Origin of the sequence: Carnobacterium gallinarum DSM 4847 (assembly GCF_000744375.1) — a bacterium.
Classification (GTDB): domain Bacteria; phylum Bacillota; class Bacilli; order Lactobacillales; family Carnobacteriaceae; genus Carnobacterium; species Carnobacterium gallinarum.
Genome location: NZ_JQLU01000005.1, coordinates 2,320,401 through 2,335,736 on the forward strand (window position 1 = coordinate 2,320,401; position 15,336 = coordinate 2,335,736).

Below are 15,336 nucleotides of genomic sequence, written 5' to 3' on the forward strand. Positions count from 1 at the left end.
GATGATAACCATTGCTTTAGCAGGAAACCCTAATAGTGGGAAAACAACGCTGTTTAATAGTTTGACTGGATCCAATCAACGGGTAGGGAATTGGCCTGGCGTGACAGTTGAGCGTAAAGAAGGTAGTCTGAAGTCTGATAAAGCAATCCGTATTATGGATTTACCTGGTGTTTATTCCCTATCTCCTTATACAATGGAAGAGATAGTGACAAGAGATTATCTATTAGAACAAAAACCAGATGTGGTTATTAACTTAGTTGATGCTACAAACTTGGAAAGAAATCTGTACTTAACTTCACAATTAGCTGAATTAAATATTCCTATGATTATTGCCTTAAATATGATGGATATTGTTAAAAAAAATGGGGATACTTTAGATTATAAAAAATTAAGTCAGAAACTTGGGCTTCCAATTGTTCCAATTTCCGCTTTAAAAAATGAAGGAATTTCTGAATTGATTGAGGAGGCGAAGGCCAATGTAGAGCAGCCTCCAATAAAAACAGACTTTATCACATATTCTTCCTCTCTTGAAAAAGTAATAGAAAAAATCGAGAGCCAGATTCAACCATTCATTGGATCAGAAAATATCCGCTATTATTCAATTAAATTATTTGAAGCAGATGAAGACACTCTTAGCAAATTAATGAAGATTCCTTCTGAGGCTAAAGCTGAAATGACAAAGTTATCAGAAAGTTATCAAGAGGAACTTGATGACGATGGTGAATCGATTATCACCTGCGAACGCTATGAGAGAATTACTGAAATCGTCGCAACTGTTCAAAAAAAGAAAGCAACTGGACACAGTACAGTGTCGGATAAAATTGATCGAGTCGTAACCAACCGTTTCTTAGGCTTACCAATCTTTGCAGTGATTATGTTTGGTGTTTATTACTTTTCAATTTCAACCATTGGAACGCTAGGAACGGACTGGGTAAATGATGTCCTGTTTGGTGAATGGATTCCAAACTTAGCTACAAATTTCTTGACAGGTATAGGTGTCAATGATGTGGTGATTAGTTTAGTAGTTGATGGCGTTATTGCAGGTGTAGGAGCTATCTTAGGTTTTTTACCACAAATGGCCGCTTTATTTTTATGTTTGGCTATTTTAGAAGATTGTGGGTATATGGCTCGCATCGCATTTGTAATGGACCGTGTATTTCGGAATTTTGGCTTGTCAGGGAAGTCGTTCATTCCATTATTAATTGGTTCCGGTTGTTCCGTTCCAGGAATTCAGGCATCGCGAACAATTGAAAATGTAAAAGACCGACGAATTACCATTATGACCACTTCCTTTATTCCTTGTGGGGCGAAGTTACCTGTTATTGCACTAATTGCAAATGCAATTTTTGGTGGCAATGGTTGGCTAGCAGTGTCAATGTACTTTATGGGAATTATTGCAGTGATTGTTTCAGGTGTTATTTTGAAAAAAAGTAGCTTTTTCGCTGGTGATCCAGCTCCTTTCGTAATGGAATTACCTGCGTACCATTTGCCAAAATTAACTGGTTTGTTGCGTTTGGTTTTAGATAAATGTTGGGCCTTTGTTAAACGCGCAGGTTCGGTGATTTTTGTTTCTTCTTGTATTATCTGGTTTCTTGGTAGTTTTAGCTGGAGTTTTAATCTAGTCGAAGACAGTAGTGTCAGTATATTAGCCGGAATTGGTCGCTTCTTTGCCCCTGTTTTTGCTCCTTTAGGTTTTGGAACGTGGGAGGCCTCAGTGGCGACTATCCAAGGCTTTGTTGCGAAGGAAAATGTAGTTGGAACAATGGGTGTCCTAGCAGGAATCGGAGGCGAGGCAACTGAAACAACAGGTGGTTTATTAGCAGTATTTGCTAGTCAATATACGATTGTTTCAGCCTTATCTTTCTTAGTCTTTAACATGTTATGCATGCCCTGCTTTGCAGCCGTGGGTGCGATGCGGACAGAGTTAGGTTCAAATAAATGGACGGTTATGGCTGTTGCTTACCAAATGGTTTTTGCTTACAGCATTGCTTTTATGGTCAATCAGTTTGGCAATGTAATCTGGTTACAGACTGGATTTTCATTTGGAACAGCTTTAGCGCTAATTATTTTAGCGATTCTAATTTATTTAATCGTTCGTCCAGTTGCGAAAGTTAGCAATAAATATGCCGAAAGAGTCTTACAATCCTAGTAAGAGAAATGAGGGGAAAACTATGAATCTTCCATCTTTAATTGTGTTAGTTCTAATTGTTGGTTTAGTTATTTTCTTTCTAGCTCGTAGCTTTAAAGGACTAAAATCAGGTGAAAGTCAATGCTCTGGGTGTACAGTAACTAGCTGTCCTTTGAGTAGTTACGCGACTAAAGCTCAAGATGACAGCAACCAATCAATCTGTTGCCAAAAAGAAAGTGATAGGTTAAATGAAAATGGTCATCCTGTGACTTAACTATTAAATAAAGAAAAAACTACGACAGATCATTCAATTGGTCTGTCGTAGTTTTTTTGCTTAATGATACGTTTAAGGTGGTTTTTTTGAGATAGATTCAGTACACTTAAATAAAGAAGAAAATTAGGAGGAGATGAGAAATGAAGGGTGTTTTAAGTTTTATTATCTTATTGTTGGTGGCAATAGTTATTTTAGTAAATCTTCAAAAAAAGAACCGAGTAGACCAGATCTTGATTGAACCTAATTTAGTAGAAGATGTAACAAAGGAAGAGTATGAAACGGTGGTTCTAGAGATCGCCAATCTATTATCAATGAATAATCAAGGCTTAGAAGAAAAATTACTTTATTGCATAAATGATTATAGTGGTTACTTTGTTCGTTATCAAGATGAATTAGCTTTAAGAGGAATTGAGAATCCAGATAAAATTAGTTTTAAACTAGTTTTATGGTTAGGAATGATTGATGGGTTACAGCAATTGGATTTAGTAAGTAGCCATGATTGGAAGGATAACTTAGATGGATTTTTAGCGGGAATCCTCTTTACTTCTAAAAAACAAAATAGTCCATTGTCTGTTATCGTAAAACCTAGTGGTTCAGAAGAAATCTTTGCACCCGAAGCTTTTGCTTTGATTGTAAATCAGCTGCCGACGTTGTATCACTTAGTTAATCTAGACTCTGATGGAGATGAATACAACTTAATTGTAGTAGAAGAAACTGTTTTGGTTAAACTACAGAAATTGGCTAAACAGATAAATGTGAAAATAGTGGATTTAAAGTAAAGTGAAGGCAACATGACTTGATAATCGAGAGAGTAGGAATGTTGATTAGTGGAGAGCTCTAATTTTTGAGTTGGATGACCTGTCTTTACTGGCTCATTATGATTGGAAATACGAGTTGATTGAGTTTTATGATAGTGTGGCTAAGTTATCTAAAAATAAAGGGATCGAGTTATCTGTTAAAGAACCGGCTAAGTCAAGGGCGTTATTTGCTTCACAAGCAATTGCTTGGATCGGTTTTATTCAGTTACCAGATGAAGAGTGATGACGTTAATATAGTGATGATTTGGTAATTGATAAGGACGTATTTAGCCAAGCAGAAGAATTGAGGAAGTTAGGGAATTTGAACTATTAAATTGAGAATTTTTATTTTCTTGATTTAATAGTTTTTTTATTTTTATTTTGCTATAATTATATGTATGATATTATTTGAATTAACAATATGTTTTTTACTGGAAAGGTTGGAGAAAATGAATTTAGCTGGTTTCATTTTATTCTCCGTATTATTTTTAATTGCGGTTGTAACTGGAATAATCAATGGTACTAAGAATTCCATTCGTTTAAATGAATGGTCAGATCAAAAGAAATTTAAGAGAGTTGTCTTTTTTCAAAAGTTGTTTATTACTAGAACGATTAAACATATGATTTTGTTATATGGTGGATTTTGTTTATTACTTGCTATACATATCCTCAGAATAATACCGAATACACCAATGAATTATGTTTATTTTACTAAGTTTTTGTTGATACTATTTTTTGCCATGATTTGTCTGGAAGTCATTAATAAATTAATGAATACTCAAACAGTTTTTGCTAATTTGTATCTTTTATTTTTTATCTTATTGAGTTTATTAATGGGTTTGCTTTCCAATATTGAAAAAATGGGGAACTCAAGTTATCTATTTTTTGCTCTTCTATTAGTAGTTTCCATTCGATTTACCTATCTTTTAGTTAGTTTATTGCGAAGCATGAGCTTTTCAACTTTTTTTTATTCATTTATTATGCTTTTTGTTTTTAGTTTCCTCATTTTACTTAATGGTTTTTTCTTCGGACTGATTTATGTTGGAATAGGAACAGAAAATATGACTAATTCATTTATATCCGCCATCGATACAGAAAAATTAACAAGATTAAGCGAGTTATCAGCAAGTGGCAAAGGGATGATTAAGTTTACTTTGTATCTTTCTTATATAGGCAATCTGCCTTTTTTTAGTTCGATTGAACCGCCTAATAGTGGAGTGAATTTTACTTCCTATCTACCTTATCTAGAGCGGTTATTTGGTTATTTTTTCTCAACGATCTTCATCAGTTATCTAATTTTAGGTGAGCTGAAAAATGGGAAAACTAAATTAGAATCTGGGAAAAATAGTAATATTTTATTTAAAGACAATGGATTAGCAAAAGCAATTGGGAAAGAGCTTTATAAATTGACGAAAGATCCAACTTATTTAAGTAAACAAAAAAGATTTAGAGAAAAGGAATTAAGCAAAATTATTACACTTCATGCATACAATTATGAAATCAAAAATTTAGCTGGTTTGGAGTATTTAACTTCTTTACGGGAGTTGGATTTAAGAAATAATTTTATCAAAGATGGAACAAAGATTGCTCATTTAACTTATCTTGAAAAGTTGAGTATTAGTAATAATTTGTTAACAGATAGTCACTTTGTAGAAAAACTGATAGATTTAGAAACATTAATTATTGATAAAAATTATCTTGAAACTAGCGAAGAATTAGTTAATTTAGAGAAGTTAACCAATTTTTCTGGAAAAGATAACGGTTTTCTGGATATATCTTTCTTACAAAAAAATCTGAATTTGAGATATATTGATGTCCGTGAGAATCGCTTAAAAAATTTGCCAACTTTTGAAAGTAACGAGAACCGCTTAATTTTAAGGGCTGATAGAAATCGTATTATGGCTATTCCAGAATCTAAAGGGGTTCGCTATATTGCTCGTAAACAATTGATCCTAACGAAAGAGATCAAAAGAGTTGAGAAGCAGTTGAAGTCTCAAAAAGACATGCTGATTTTCAAAGAAGAATATCAATTAAATGAATTGTTATCTTTTCGATATAAGAGTTCTGGGAAGAAGAAACTTTCAGGCAGGGTTAAAAAGCTGAATACGTTAAAATAAGGAATGGCAGATAGTTCAGTTTCTTATTATCGTGGTAGGTAACTGTAACTACAGAGCTTTTATTGGAGAATTATTTAGAGCTAGTGGATACTTTGTTAGGCTTTACTGGGGGGCCAGTCAGCCAGCCGGGTACGGTAGGGAATCAATGAAACTTCTTTATGAAGGAGTTGGGGTTTGAAATAGAATGATTTATATTTGTTTTTACTTATTCATTGCTAGGTCATTTTGAAAAACTGAATCATTTATCATTTTTATATGTTTATTATTCACGAGCCTTTATTTATTTAAACCCGTCAACTAACATCGTTTCTATGAAATTAAATAGTTATCACTTAATTTCAGCTGTATTTCTTATAGTACATGGTATTCGGGTTAAGATGATGATGTGAAGTACCCTAGTTCAAAGGGGAACAGTTTAATTTTTATGCCTGTATACTTTTGACGATTGTTCAGTTTTTAAAGATATTACAGCTTTTCAGTACGATGCCCAATTACACTTTTTCTGAAATGAAACAAGGGCTTAGCTTCGTTCAAGATCCATTTATCCATAGTTTAGGATGATTTTATCTACGAGTTAATTAGTTATGCTACAGTAAGCTTGTTACTAAATATTTTATAAGGAGCATGTGTACATGAAAAGCGTTAAAGAACTAAATAAAAAAGAAATGCAACAAATTAATGGTGGAGCTACCTCTTATGGCAATGGTGTTTATTGTAACAAAAAGAAATGTTGGGTAAACAAGGCAGAAAACAAACAAGCTATTGCTGGAATAGTTATCGGTGGATGGGCTTCTAGTTTAGCAGGAATGGGACATTAAAGAGGTATCTAGTCATGATAAAAGATGAAAAAATAAATAAAATCCATGTTTTAGTTAAAAGTGCGCTTGATAATACGGATGTTAAGAATGATAAAAAACTTTCTTTACTTCTTATGAGAATACAAGAAACATCAATTAATGGAGAACTATTTTACGATTATAAAAAGGAATTACAACCAGCTATTAGTATGTACTCTATTCAACATAACTTTCGGGTTCCTGACGATCTAGTAAAACTGTTAGCATTAGTTCAAACCCCTAAAGCTTGGTCAGGATTTTAACTTTAGTTCCAGATGAGTTAAAATCATAAAAAATAAGGAATGCTGTTAAATCAGCGTTCCTTATTTTTTTATTCAATCATACTATAACTTTACTTAAAGATGTTCAATGGACTTTTATAGAAATGCTTTATACAAAAGATCATATTGAAATATAGCTGTTTTCCAAGATTTCGACATTTCTGTACGGTTCAGCCCTTTTGTAACGTTATTGTAACATTTCTAAACGATAGGATTTTTCCAATTAACGAAGATTATTGGGAAGACTCTATTTATTTGATTAGATATTTCTAGTTAGTTCGTTAAAGATCGCCAGTTAAAAATTGAGCCTTTCCGTAACCAAAACTCCAATCCTCATCTTCTGTAACAATCATTGAGACAAAGAGGTTTTTTGATTCAATGTGACAGACTTCCTCAAGTTGCTGAGCGAGTTGTTGATAGAATTGTTCTTTTTGGGTCTGGTTTCTTTTTCGAGTAATCACGGTAAAAGAAAGCATTTTTTTTGGATCACGTTGAAAGCCTAAGCCAGTGTCTTCTAAAATCATTTCATAAGGTTTGTGTTGAGTGACAATCTGGTAACGATCACCTGCAGGCACGTTGAATACATCTAAAGTTACTGCATAGGCAACATCTAAAATTGCTTTAATCTCTGATTCTGTTGGACCTTCAATAAGGTCTAATTTTAGTAAGGGCATTAAACTACCTCCATAAGTTTAATTACAAAATAAAAGTTCAATATTATTTTGTTGGCAAAATTCTTGGTATTCTTTTGGCATATCTCGTGTTGTAATGATTGCTTTGACTTTTTGCAAAGGAGCGTAGGTTAGCAGTGTCGAATGATCGAATTTTGACTGGTCGACAAGTAAGTAAATTTCTTTGGCTTTTTCAGCAATGATTGATTTAATATGATGTTCCATTAAATCAGAATTTGTTAAGCCGTTGGCGATTGAAACTCCTGTAGCAGTCATAAAAGCTTTACTAATATTATAAGGTATAGCGTTTTTTTGCGTATCCAGCTCAACAAAAGAACGAGTTTTGCGTTTATATGTTTTCCCGATTAACACAAGTTCAACATTGTTCATTGCTGCTGCTGCATTGATAATATCGAGATTGTTGGTTAAAGTAGTAAAAGCTAAGTTTGGATCGACTGTATTCAGAATTTTGCTAGTAGTTGTACCAGAGTCAATAAAGATAATGTCATTAGCATGAATCAAAGATGAAGCCCTTAATGCAATGGCTTCTTTATTTTCTTTGTTGTGAACAGTACGATTTTCAAAAGAAATAAGGGGAGTTGTTAGAGAAACGACACCACCATATACTTTTCTTAGTTTGCCACTTTTTTCTAGTTGATTAATGTCTCTACGAATTGTATTTTTAGATACGTTAAAGACTTGGCAAAGTTCATCTAACGAAGTACTATCTTGTTTTTGAATGTAAGCTTCAATTTGTTGAATGCGCTGTAGTTTCATGTAGTCACCTTTCACTAATTAAATTTGATACAGTTACTATAACATGTTACCAAAAGTTAATCAATATATGTGCAAAAATGTAATTGTTAAATAAATGACTGAGCAGTAAATATAACGAGTAATATAAAGAGAAGTTGAAAAAATAGATTGACAGAGGGCAAACATTAATTGTAGAATATAACCAAGAGTTACTCAATAATAACCAAGATATACTCGTTTGATAGTGAAATAAATTGAGAAAGAAGTGAATTGTTTATGGTAGCTAGTCGGCAATTAAAGAACTATATTGGAGGAAAATGGGTAGAAAGTCAGACAGAAGAATATGAAAGCGTTTTTAATCCAGCGACAAAAGAAGAGCTCTGTCAAGTTCCACTATCAACAAAGGAAGATTTGAATGTGGCTGTCAGTATCGCTGAAGAGGCATTTGAAAAATGGAAGCAAATCGGTGTACCACGTAGAGCTAGGATATTATTTAATTATCAACAATTATTAGTAAAAAATAAAGAAGAGTTAGCTCATTTAATTACGATCGAAAATGGCAAGAACTTAACAGAAGCTAGGGGCGAAGTTCAACGGGGGATTGAAAATGTTGAATTTGCTGCTGGAGCACCAACCTTAATGATGGGAGATTCATTGGCAACAATTGCGACAGATGTGGAGGCTGCTAATTATCGTTATCCGATTGGCGTAGTTGGAGGAATCACTCCATTTAACTTCCCAATGATGGTTCCTTGTTGGATGTTTCCAATGGCAATCGCTTGCGGCAATAGTTTTATATTAAAACCTTCAGAACGTACACCATTATTAGCAGAACGGTTAGTTGAATTATTTACGGAGGCAGGGTTGCCACCAGGAGTCTTTAATTTAGTCTATGGAGCAAAAGAAATTGTTAATGGAATGTTAGAACATCCAGAAGTGAAAGCGATATCATTCGTAGGGTCGAAGCCTGTAGGGGAATATGTATTTAAAGAAGGCAGCAAACACTTGAAACGTGTGCAAGCATTAACAGGTGCTAAAAATCATTCTATTGTACTGGCAGATGCCAATATAGAAGATGCAGCAACAAACATTTTATCTGCAGCATTTGGTTCGGCTGGAGAACGATGTATGGCTTGTGCAGTTGTAACGGTGGCAGAGAGCGTTGCTGATGAATTTGTTCAACGTTTAGTTGAAAAAGCCCAAAAGATGACAATTGGTAATGGATTAGATGATGGTGTCTTTTTAGGTCCAGTTATTCGTGAAGAAAATCAACAAAGAACAATCAACTATATCGAAAAAGGTGTAGCAGAAGGAGCCGTTCTAAAATTAGATGGACGAGAAAATAGTCCAGCAGAAGGGTATTTTGTTGGCCCAACAATTTTTGATCAGGTAACAACTGACATGGTCATTTGGCAAGATGAGATTTTTGCTCCAGTATTATCAATTATTCGTGTCAAAGATTTAAAAGAAGCGATTCAAACGGCGAATCAATCGGAATTTGCTAATGGTGCTTGTCTATTTACGAATAATGCAGCAGCGATTCGCTTTTTCAGAGAAACGATTGACGCTGGGATGTTAGGGATTAATCTGGGAGTGCCTGCTCCGATGGCATTCTTCCCATTCTCAGGTTGGAAATCTTCGTTTTATGGAACGCTACATTGTAATGGAAAAGACAGTGTCGATTTTTATACTCATAAGAAAGTTGTGACAGCTAGATATCCACAATCTGAAATTTAAAGAAAGGCGGTTTGTTAAACCATGTCTCATTTGAAATATCAAGGAGTAGCAGAAAAATTAAGTGAAGGCGTTACTCTCTTACAAAAAATTGATGGAACCAATGCTCCGTTAAACTATATCGAAGCAAAAGTATTGGCTATGGCGACTTCTAGTGAGTATCAAGAAATACTTGAAAAAAAAGAAGTCTGTGTCGTTGTATTAACAGGCAAAGTCATGGTATCTGATAGTCAGCAAACATTTGCACATCTTGGTACAAGGAAATCAGTTTTTGAAAAGATTCCCACAGATAGTGTCTATCTTTCAGCCGGAGAGACTCTGACTATTCAAGCTGAAACAGACGCAAAAGTAATTCTTTGCTATGCCCCCTCGGAAAAAAAACTACCCACGGCATTAATTAAAGCCACAGACAATCAGATTGAGCATCGCGGCATTTATCAAAATCAACGTTTAGTTCATACTATTCTCTCTGATACTAGTCCAGTATCAGAGAAGTTACTAGTAGTTGAAGTCTTTACAGATGGCGGGAATTGGTCAAGCTATCCACCGCATAAGCATGATGAGGACAATCTTCCGAATGAATCCCTATTAGAAGAAACGTATTATCATGAAATGGATCCTTCCCAAGGATTTGTATTTCAAAGAGTGTATACCGATGATCGTTCATTGGATGAAACTATGACCGTTGAAAATGGAGAAATGGTGGTTGTTCCAAAAGGGTATCATCCAGTTGCTGTTCCGGATGGTTATGATAGCTATTATTTGAATATAATGGCTGGTCCTATCAAAAAATGGCAATTTAAGAACGATGTAGCTCATGAATGGATAATAGATCGAAAGTAAAGGAGAAGATGTAGATGAAGAAAGAGTTTGATTTAATTGCTTTAGGGCGTGCGTGTATCGATTTAAATGCAGTGGAGTACAATCGTCCAATGGAAGAAACGGCGACATTTAAAAAATATGTAGGTGGATCGCCAGCCAATATTGCGATTGGCAGTGCCAAATTAGGTGGAAAAGTTGGATTTATCGGTAAAATTCCCGATGACCAACATGGGCGTTATATTCAACACTATTTTGAAGAAGTTGGAGTAGACACAAGTCAATTAATTATTGATAAAGAGGGGCATAAAGCAGGGTTGGCTTTTACTGAAATCAAGAGCCCAGAGGAATGCAGCATTTTAATGTACCGAGAACAAGTTGCTGATTTGTATTTACAACCAGAAGAAATTGATGAGGACTATTTAAAAAAAACCAACTTACTTTTGATTTCTGGAACGGCTTTGGCACAAAGTCCTTCGCGCGAAGCGGTCTTAAAAGCAATATTTTTAGCGAGAAAGAATCAGGTGAAAATTGCTTTTGAATTAGATTATCGCCCTTATACGTGGAAATCAGTTGAAGAAACAGCGATTTACTATTCTATTGTTGCAGAACAAGCTGATATCGTGATTGGAACACGAGATGAATATGATGCTTTGGAAGGGAGAACGGGAGGAAATAATGAAGCAACAATAGCATATTTATTCAAGTATTCACCGGAACTTATTGTCATTAAACATGGAGTTAAAGGGTCTTACGCGTATCAAAAAGATGGAAGCCAGTATCAAGCATCGTCGTATAAAACAAAAGTATTAAAAACTTTTGGCGCAGGTGATTCTTATGCAGCCGCATTTTTATATGCGTTGACTATCGGGAAAGAGATTGATTTGGCTTTGAAATACGGCAGTGCCTCAGCAGCGATTGTTGTCAGTAAGCATAGTTCTTCAGAGGCAATGCCCACGGCGATAGAGATTGAAAAACTAATTGAAGAACAGGCTTAATGGAGGTCAAAAAATGAATAGAAAAATTCGTTTAACAACGGCTCAAGCTTTAATACGATTCTTAAATCAGCAATACATTCAAATTGATGGAAAAGAATTTCCCTTTGTCGAAGGTGTATTTGGTGTATTTGGTCACGGCAATGTTTTAGGAATTGGTCAAGCGTTAGAAGAAAATCCGGGGCATTTAAAAGTGATACAAGGAAAAAATGAACAAGGGATGACTCATGCTGCGGTTGCTTTTAGTCGACAAAAACTACGGCAAAAAATTTTTGCAGTTACTGCTTCAGCTGGACCGGGATCGGCGAATATTATTACGGCGGCAGCAACGGCATTTGCAAATAATATTCCAGTTTTAATCTTACCAGCTGATACATTTGCCTCAAGACAGCCTGATCCTGTTCTGCAACAATTGGAACATGAAACTAGCAATGCGACAACGACAAATGATGCATTTAAAGCCGTATCAAAATATTGGGATCGGGTGCAACGACCAGAACAGTTAATGAGTAGTTTATTACGTGCTTTTGAAGTCATGACAAATCCAGCAACGGCAGGTCCGGTGACAATTTGTATTTCTCAAGATACTGAAGGCGAAGCGTATGATTATGATGAAAGTTTCTTTAAAAAACGGGTGCATTATATGGATCGTCAGTTGCCATCGCAGCGGGAATTAATCGGTGGAGTTGAACGGATTAAGCAAAGTAAAAATCCAGTCATAATTGTTGGTGGTGGCGCACGTTATTCTAGCGCAGGTGAAGAATTAATGGATCTTTCCAAAGCGTATCATATTCCTTTAGTAGAAACGCCAGCTGGAAAATCAACGGTACCATCCGATTTTGAAAATAATCTAGGCGGAGTTGGTGTTTTAGGGACTGCGGGTGCAAATGCAGTGATTGCTCAAGCCGATTTAATTATTGGAGTGGGGACTCGATATACTGATTTTACAACATCTTCTAAAACAGCCTTTCCATATGATCAAGTAAAGTTTTTAAATATAAACATTAATCGAATGCATGCTTCAAAATTGGATGCGTTTCAAATGATTGGGGATGCCAAAGAAATATTGGCTGTGATTATACCAGAACTATTAGGCTATAAAACAGCTTTTAATAAAGAGATTGGTCAACTGAAGGAGGCGTGGGCAGTTGAGCGAGAACGCTTAAGAACCATTGAGTTTACTAAGGAAGATTTTACACCAGAAGTAAGTAATCATTTTTCACAAGCAGAGTTAAATGAATACGCAAAAGCATTAAAGACAGAGTTTACGCAAACAAGTGCATTTATTACGATTAATGATGAAGTTGCTGAGGATAGCAACGTGATTGGCGCAGCAGGTTCTTTACCAGCTGAAATGCAAAGATTGTGGAAATCTAACGTTCCAGACACCTACCATTTAGAATACGGTTATTCCTGTATGGGATATGAAATTTGTGGCGCACTTGGAGTGAAATTAGCGAATCCAAAGCGAGAAGTATACGCAATGGTAGGGGACGGGAGCTTTCTAATGCTTCATTCGGAACTAGTGACAGCAATACAATATAACCAAAAAATCAATATCATGTTGTTTGATAATTCTGGATTTGGAAGTATTAATAATCTTCAAATGAACAGCGGTGGCAATAGTTATAAATGCGAGTTTAGAGATTATCAAAATAAAGTGATGTCGATTGACTATGCTAAAATTGCTGAGGCCTATGGTGCAAAAGCTTATCGTGCTACTACTCGTGAAGAACTAATTGATGCACTAGCAGATGCTAAAAAGCAAACGGTTTCAACTTTGATTGAAATGAAAGTTTTGCCAAAAACTATGACAGATGGCTATGGTGGTTGGTGGCGTGTTGGGCTTTCTGAACTCTCAAAAAATCCTAAAGTGCAGACAGCCTATAAAAATAGTCAAAAAATGATTCAAGAGCAAGCAAGAGAGTATTAAAAAAATAAATTTTGAGAAACTACCAATTAAACCAGATATAAAAATAGACAGATGGAGGCAAATAATAATGGAAATTAAAGTAGGCGTAATCGGAACAGGTGCAATTGGGCGTGAACATATTAAACGGTTAAATGGAAAAGTTCAAGGAGCTGTAGTTACAGCCATTTCGGATATTGATGTGGCTGGGGCAACAAAGCTAGCCAACGAAATGAATGCTACTTTTTTTAAAACTGGAGAAGAGTTAATTGCTTCTGAAGAAGTAGATGTTGTTTTAGTTACTTCATGGGATCCTACTCACGAACAATATGTTTTAGAATCCATTAAACAGGGCAAATATGTTTTCTGTGAAAAACCTTTAGCAACAGATAGTGATGGTTGCCGAAGAATTGTTGAAGCGGAGTTGGCAGCAGGCAAACAGCTTGTGCAAGTTGGCTTTATGCGTCGTTATGATCGTGGGTATATTGAATTAAAAGAAGCAATTGAGTCGAAAAAATTTGGAGAAGCTTTAATGCTTCACTGTGCCCATAGAAATCCTAGTGCAGATAGCAACTATACGACTCCAATGGCCATCAGTAATACAGCAATTCATGAAATTGATGTTTTAAGATGGTTGTTAGAAGAAGACTATGACACCGTGCAAATGATTTTGCCGAAGAAAACAAAGAATACTCATGAAAAATTACACGATCCTCAGTTATTGATTTTCCAAACAAAATCAGGCGTGACAATTGATTTAGAAGTGTTTGTTAACTGCCGATTTGGGTACGATATAAAATGTGATGTTGTTTGTGAAACGGGAGAAATAGGTTTGGTTGATCCAGTTTATACAAAAATAAAATCTGAAGGAAAAAATTATACACAAGTTTCACCAGACTGGCAAACACGCTTTATTGAAGCCTATGATTATGAGTTTCAATTGTGGATTGACTCCATTCGACGTGGAGTCATTGATGGGCCTTCAGCATGGGATGGTTATGTGGCATCTATCACGATGGTTGCTTGTCATGATTCCAGAGAAAGTGGTGAAAAAGTTAAGATTGAAATTGAAGAACGTCCAGATATGTATAACTAAAAGATAAATTGGAGGAATGAAAATGACTGGAAAAGTTCAATTAGCGATTGCACCAATTGCGTGGACAAATGATGACATGCCAGAGTTAGGACAGGAGAATACATTTGAACAGTGTATTAGTGAAATGGCCTTAGCAGGATATACTGGAACAGAAATTGGAAATAAATATCCTAGAGATGCCGAAGTTTTACGTAAATATTTGGATCTTCGAGGTTTAAATGTAGCGAGTGCTTGGTTTAGCAGTTTCTTAACAACAGAGTCCTTTGAAGAAACTAAAATGGCTTTCTTAAAACATCGTGATTTTTTATATGGGATGGGAGCAAAAGTGATTGTTGTTTCTGAACAAGGTCGAAGTATTCAAGGTGAGATGGAGACGCCTTTATTTGAACAAAAGCCTATTTTTACAGAAGAAGAATGGCAAAAGCTAGCAACAGGACTAGAGCGCTTAGGCGAGTTGGCTCATGAAAAAGAGATGGAGATTGTTTACCATCATCATATGGGAACAGGAGTCCAAACAACAGCTGAAATCCACCAGCTGATGGAACGAACTGATCCCAAAAAAGTTAGTTTACTCTTTGACACGGGGCATTTAGTTTTCTCAGGAGAAGATCCATTAGTAATTTATGCAGACTACAAAGATCGGATTAAACACATTCATTTTAAGGACTTACGATTGGATGTATCAGAGGGTGTTAAACAGAACAAGGAGAGCTTTTTAACAGGAGTTAGAAAAGGTGCCTTTACTGTTCCAGGAGATGGTTTAATCGATTTTGCACCAATTTGGTCAGCCATTCAGGCAAATGGATATGAAGGTTGGATTGTCGTTGAAGCAGAACAAGACCCTGCTATCGCAAATCCTTTTGAATACGCAAAAAAAGCAAGAGAATATATCCGAGGGATTACAAATATATAAGTTAAAGTCA

At 35.4% G+C, this 15,336-nt stretch carries 15 protein-coding genes; 13 read left to right on the forward strand and 2 right to left on the reverse strand.

All coding sequences use genetic code 11. From position 1 onward, the window contains the following. The first annotated feature begins 1 nt into the window (after window position 1). The 7 genes from feoB to BR43_RS15615 all read left to right on the forward strand — a co-directional run bounded on the left by feoB (window position 2) and on the right by BR43_RS15615 (window position 6,415). Window positions 2–2,149 (forward strand): ferrous iron transport protein B, encoded by a 2,148-nt coding sequence (feoB, locus tag BR43_RS15585; protein WP_034563612.1) that lies wholly within the window; start codon window positions 2–4, stop codon window positions 2,147–2,149. A 22-nt stretch (window positions 2,150–2,171) separates the two neighbouring features. Then, window positions 2,172–2,402 (forward strand): hypothetical protein, encoded by a 231-nt coding sequence (locus tag BR43_RS15590; protein WP_034563614.1) that lies wholly within the window; start codon window positions 2,172–2,174, stop codon window positions 2,400–2,402. A 140-nt stretch (window positions 2,403–2,542) separates the two neighbouring features. Beyond that, the gene (locus tag BR43_RS15595) at window positions 2,543–3,181 is read left to right on the forward strand and encodes a DUF6630 family protein (RefSeq protein WP_034563616.1); all 639 of its coding nucleotides are present in this window, start codon (window positions 2,543–2,545) and stop codon (window positions 3,179–3,181) included. A gap of 70 nt (window positions 3,182–3,251) precedes the next feature. Further along, window positions 3,252–3,443 (forward strand): hypothetical protein, encoded by a 192-nt coding sequence (locus BR43_RS15600; protein WP_034563618.1) that lies wholly within the window; start codon window positions 3,252–3,254, stop codon window positions 3,441–3,443. A 205-nt stretch (window positions 3,444–3,648) separates the two neighbouring features. Next, entirely contained in the window at window positions 3,649–5,316 is a 1,668-nt protein-coding gene (locus tag BR43_RS15605; RefSeq protein ID WP_034563620.1) for a leucine-rich repeat domain-containing protein, read from the forward strand. Between the two features lie 632 nt (window positions 5,317–5,948). Beyond that, window positions 5,949–6,134 (forward strand): class II bacteriocin, encoded by a 186-nt coding sequence (locus BR43_RS15610; protein ID WP_034563622.1) that lies wholly within the window; start codon window positions 5,949–5,951, stop codon window positions 6,132–6,134. A 14-nt stretch (window positions 6,135–6,148) separates the two neighbouring features. Next, complete coding sequence (locus BR43_RS15615; protein ID WP_034563624.1) at window positions 6,149–6,415, forward strand: hypothetical protein; 267 nt, start codon at window positions 6,149–6,151, stop codon at window positions 6,413–6,415. 299 nt (window positions 6,416–6,714) lie between these two features. On the opposite strand, the gene BR43_RS15620 is transcribed toward BR43_RS15615, so the two are convergent. Together BR43_RS15620 and BR43_RS15625 are read right to left on the reverse strand one after the other, a co-directional pair. Next, a complete protein-coding gene (locus BR43_RS15620) occupies window positions 6,715–7,107 on the reverse strand; it encodes a tautomerase family protein (RefSeq protein ID WP_034563626.1) in 393 nt (130 codons plus the stop codon). An 18-nt stretch (window positions 7,108–7,125) separates the two neighbouring features. After that, complete coding sequence (locus BR43_RS15625) at window positions 7,126–7,881, reverse strand: DeoR/GlpR family DNA-binding transcription regulator (RefSeq protein WP_034563628.1); 756 nt, start codon at window positions 7,879–7,881, stop codon at window positions 7,126–7,128. 255 nt (window positions 7,882–8,136) lie between these two features. Here BR43_RS15625 and BR43_RS15630 point away from each other — a divergent pair, with 255 nt between their 5' ends. The 6 genes from BR43_RS15630 to iolE all read left to right on the forward strand — a co-directional run bounded on the left by BR43_RS15630 (window position 8,137) and on the right by iolE (window position 15,326). Next, complete coding sequence (locus BR43_RS15630) at window positions 8,137–9,597, forward strand: CoA-acylating methylmalonate-semialdehyde dehydrogenase (protein WP_034563630.1); 1,461 nt, start codon at window positions 8,137–8,139, stop codon at window positions 9,595–9,597. Window positions 9,598–9,618: 21 nt separating this feature from the next. Beyond that, a complete protein-coding gene (gene iolB / locus BR43_RS15635) occupies window positions 9,619–10,437 on the forward strand; it encodes a 5-deoxy-glucuronate isomerase (RefSeq protein ID WP_034563633.1) in 819 nt (272 codons plus the stop codon). 14 nt (window positions 10,438–10,451) lie between these two features. Beyond that, entirely contained in the window at window positions 10,452–11,411 is a 960-nt protein-coding gene (gene iolC, locus BR43_RS15640) for a 5-dehydro-2-deoxygluconokinase (protein WP_034563635.1), read from the forward strand. Between the two features lie 13 nt (window positions 11,412–11,424). After that, window positions 11,425–13,341 carry a 3D-(3,5/4)-trihydroxycyclohexane-1,2-dione acylhydrolase (decyclizing) gene (gene iolD, locus BR43_RS15645; protein ID WP_034563637.1) on the forward strand — a complete coding sequence of 639 codons (1,917 nt, stop codon included), beginning with the start codon at window positions 11,425–11,427 and terminating at the stop codon, window positions 13,339–13,341. Window positions 13,342–13,408: 67 nt separating this feature from the next. After that, the gene (locus tag BR43_RS15650) at window positions 13,409–14,413 is read left to right on the forward strand and encodes a Gfo/Idh/MocA family protein (RefSeq protein ID WP_034563639.1); all 1,005 of its coding nucleotides are present in this window, start codon (window positions 13,409–13,411) and stop codon (window positions 14,411–14,413) included. A gap of 22 nt (window positions 14,414–14,435) precedes the next feature. Further along, window positions 14,436–15,326, forward strand: coding sequence for a myo-inosose-2 dehydratase (gene iolE / locus BR43_RS15655; protein ID WP_157464073.1), 891 nt, complete (start codon window positions 14,436–14,438; stop codon window positions 15,324–15,326). The last annotated feature ends 10 nt before the right edge of the window (window positions 15,327–15,336 follow it).

What these genes read in the sequence shown, in the direction of transcription:
- BR43_RS15605 (WP_034563620.1), top strand. Translation starts at nt 3,649, where the DNA reads ATGAATTTAGCTGGTTTCATTTTATTCTCCGTATTATTTTTAATTGCG.
- BR43_RS15595 (WP_034563616.1), top strand. Translation starts at nt 2,543, where the DNA reads ATGAAGGGTGTTTTAAGTTTTATTATCTTATTGTTGGTGGCAATAGTT.
- iolC (WP_034563635.1), top strand. Translation starts at nt 10,452, where the DNA reads ATGAAGAAAGAGTTTGATTTAATTGCTTTAGGGCGTGCGTGTATCGAT.
- BR43_RS15620 (WP_034563626.1), bottom strand. Translation starts at nt 7,107, where the DNA reads ATGCCCTTACTAAAATTAGACCTTATTGAAGGTCCAACAGAATCAGAG.
- BR43_RS15615 (WP_034563624.1), top strand. Translation starts at nt 6,149, where the DNA reads ATGATAAAAGATGAAAAAATAAATAAAATCCATGTTTTAGTTAAAAGT.
- feoB (WP_034563612.1), top strand. Translation starts at nt 2, where the DNA reads ATGATAACCATTGCTTTAGCAGGAAACCCTAATAGTGGGAAAACAACG.
- iolE (WP_157464073.1), top strand. Translation starts at nt 14,436, where the DNA reads ATGACTGGAAAAGTTCAATTAGCGATTGCACCAATTGCGTGGACAAAT.
- BR43_RS15650 (WP_034563639.1), top strand. Translation starts at nt 13,409, where the DNA reads ATGGAAATTAAAGTAGGCGTAATCGGAACAGGTGCAATTGGGCGTGAA.
- BR43_RS15630 (WP_034563630.1), top strand. Translation starts at nt 8,137, where the DNA reads ATGGTAGCTAGTCGGCAATTAAAGAACTATATTGGAGGAAAATGGGTA.
- iolD (WP_034563637.1), top strand. Translation starts at nt 11,425, where the DNA reads ATGAATAGAAAAATTCGTTTAACAACGGCTCAAGCTTTAATACGATTC.
- BR43_RS15625 (WP_034563628.1), bottom strand. Translation starts at nt 7,881, where the DNA reads ATGAAACTACAGCGCATTCAACAAATTGAAGCTTACATTCAAAAACAA.
- BR43_RS15610 (WP_034563622.1), top strand. Translation starts at nt 5,949, where the DNA reads ATGAAAAGCGTTAAAGAACTAAATAAAAAAGAAATGCAACAAATTAAT.
- BR43_RS15590 (WP_034563614.1), top strand. Translation starts at nt 2,172, where the DNA reads ATGAATCTTCCATCTTTAATTGTGTTAGTTCTAATTGTTGGTTTAGTT.
- iolB (WP_034563633.1), top strand. Translation starts at nt 9,619, where the DNA reads ATGTCTCATTTGAAATATCAAGGAGTAGCAGAAAAATTAAGTGAAGGC.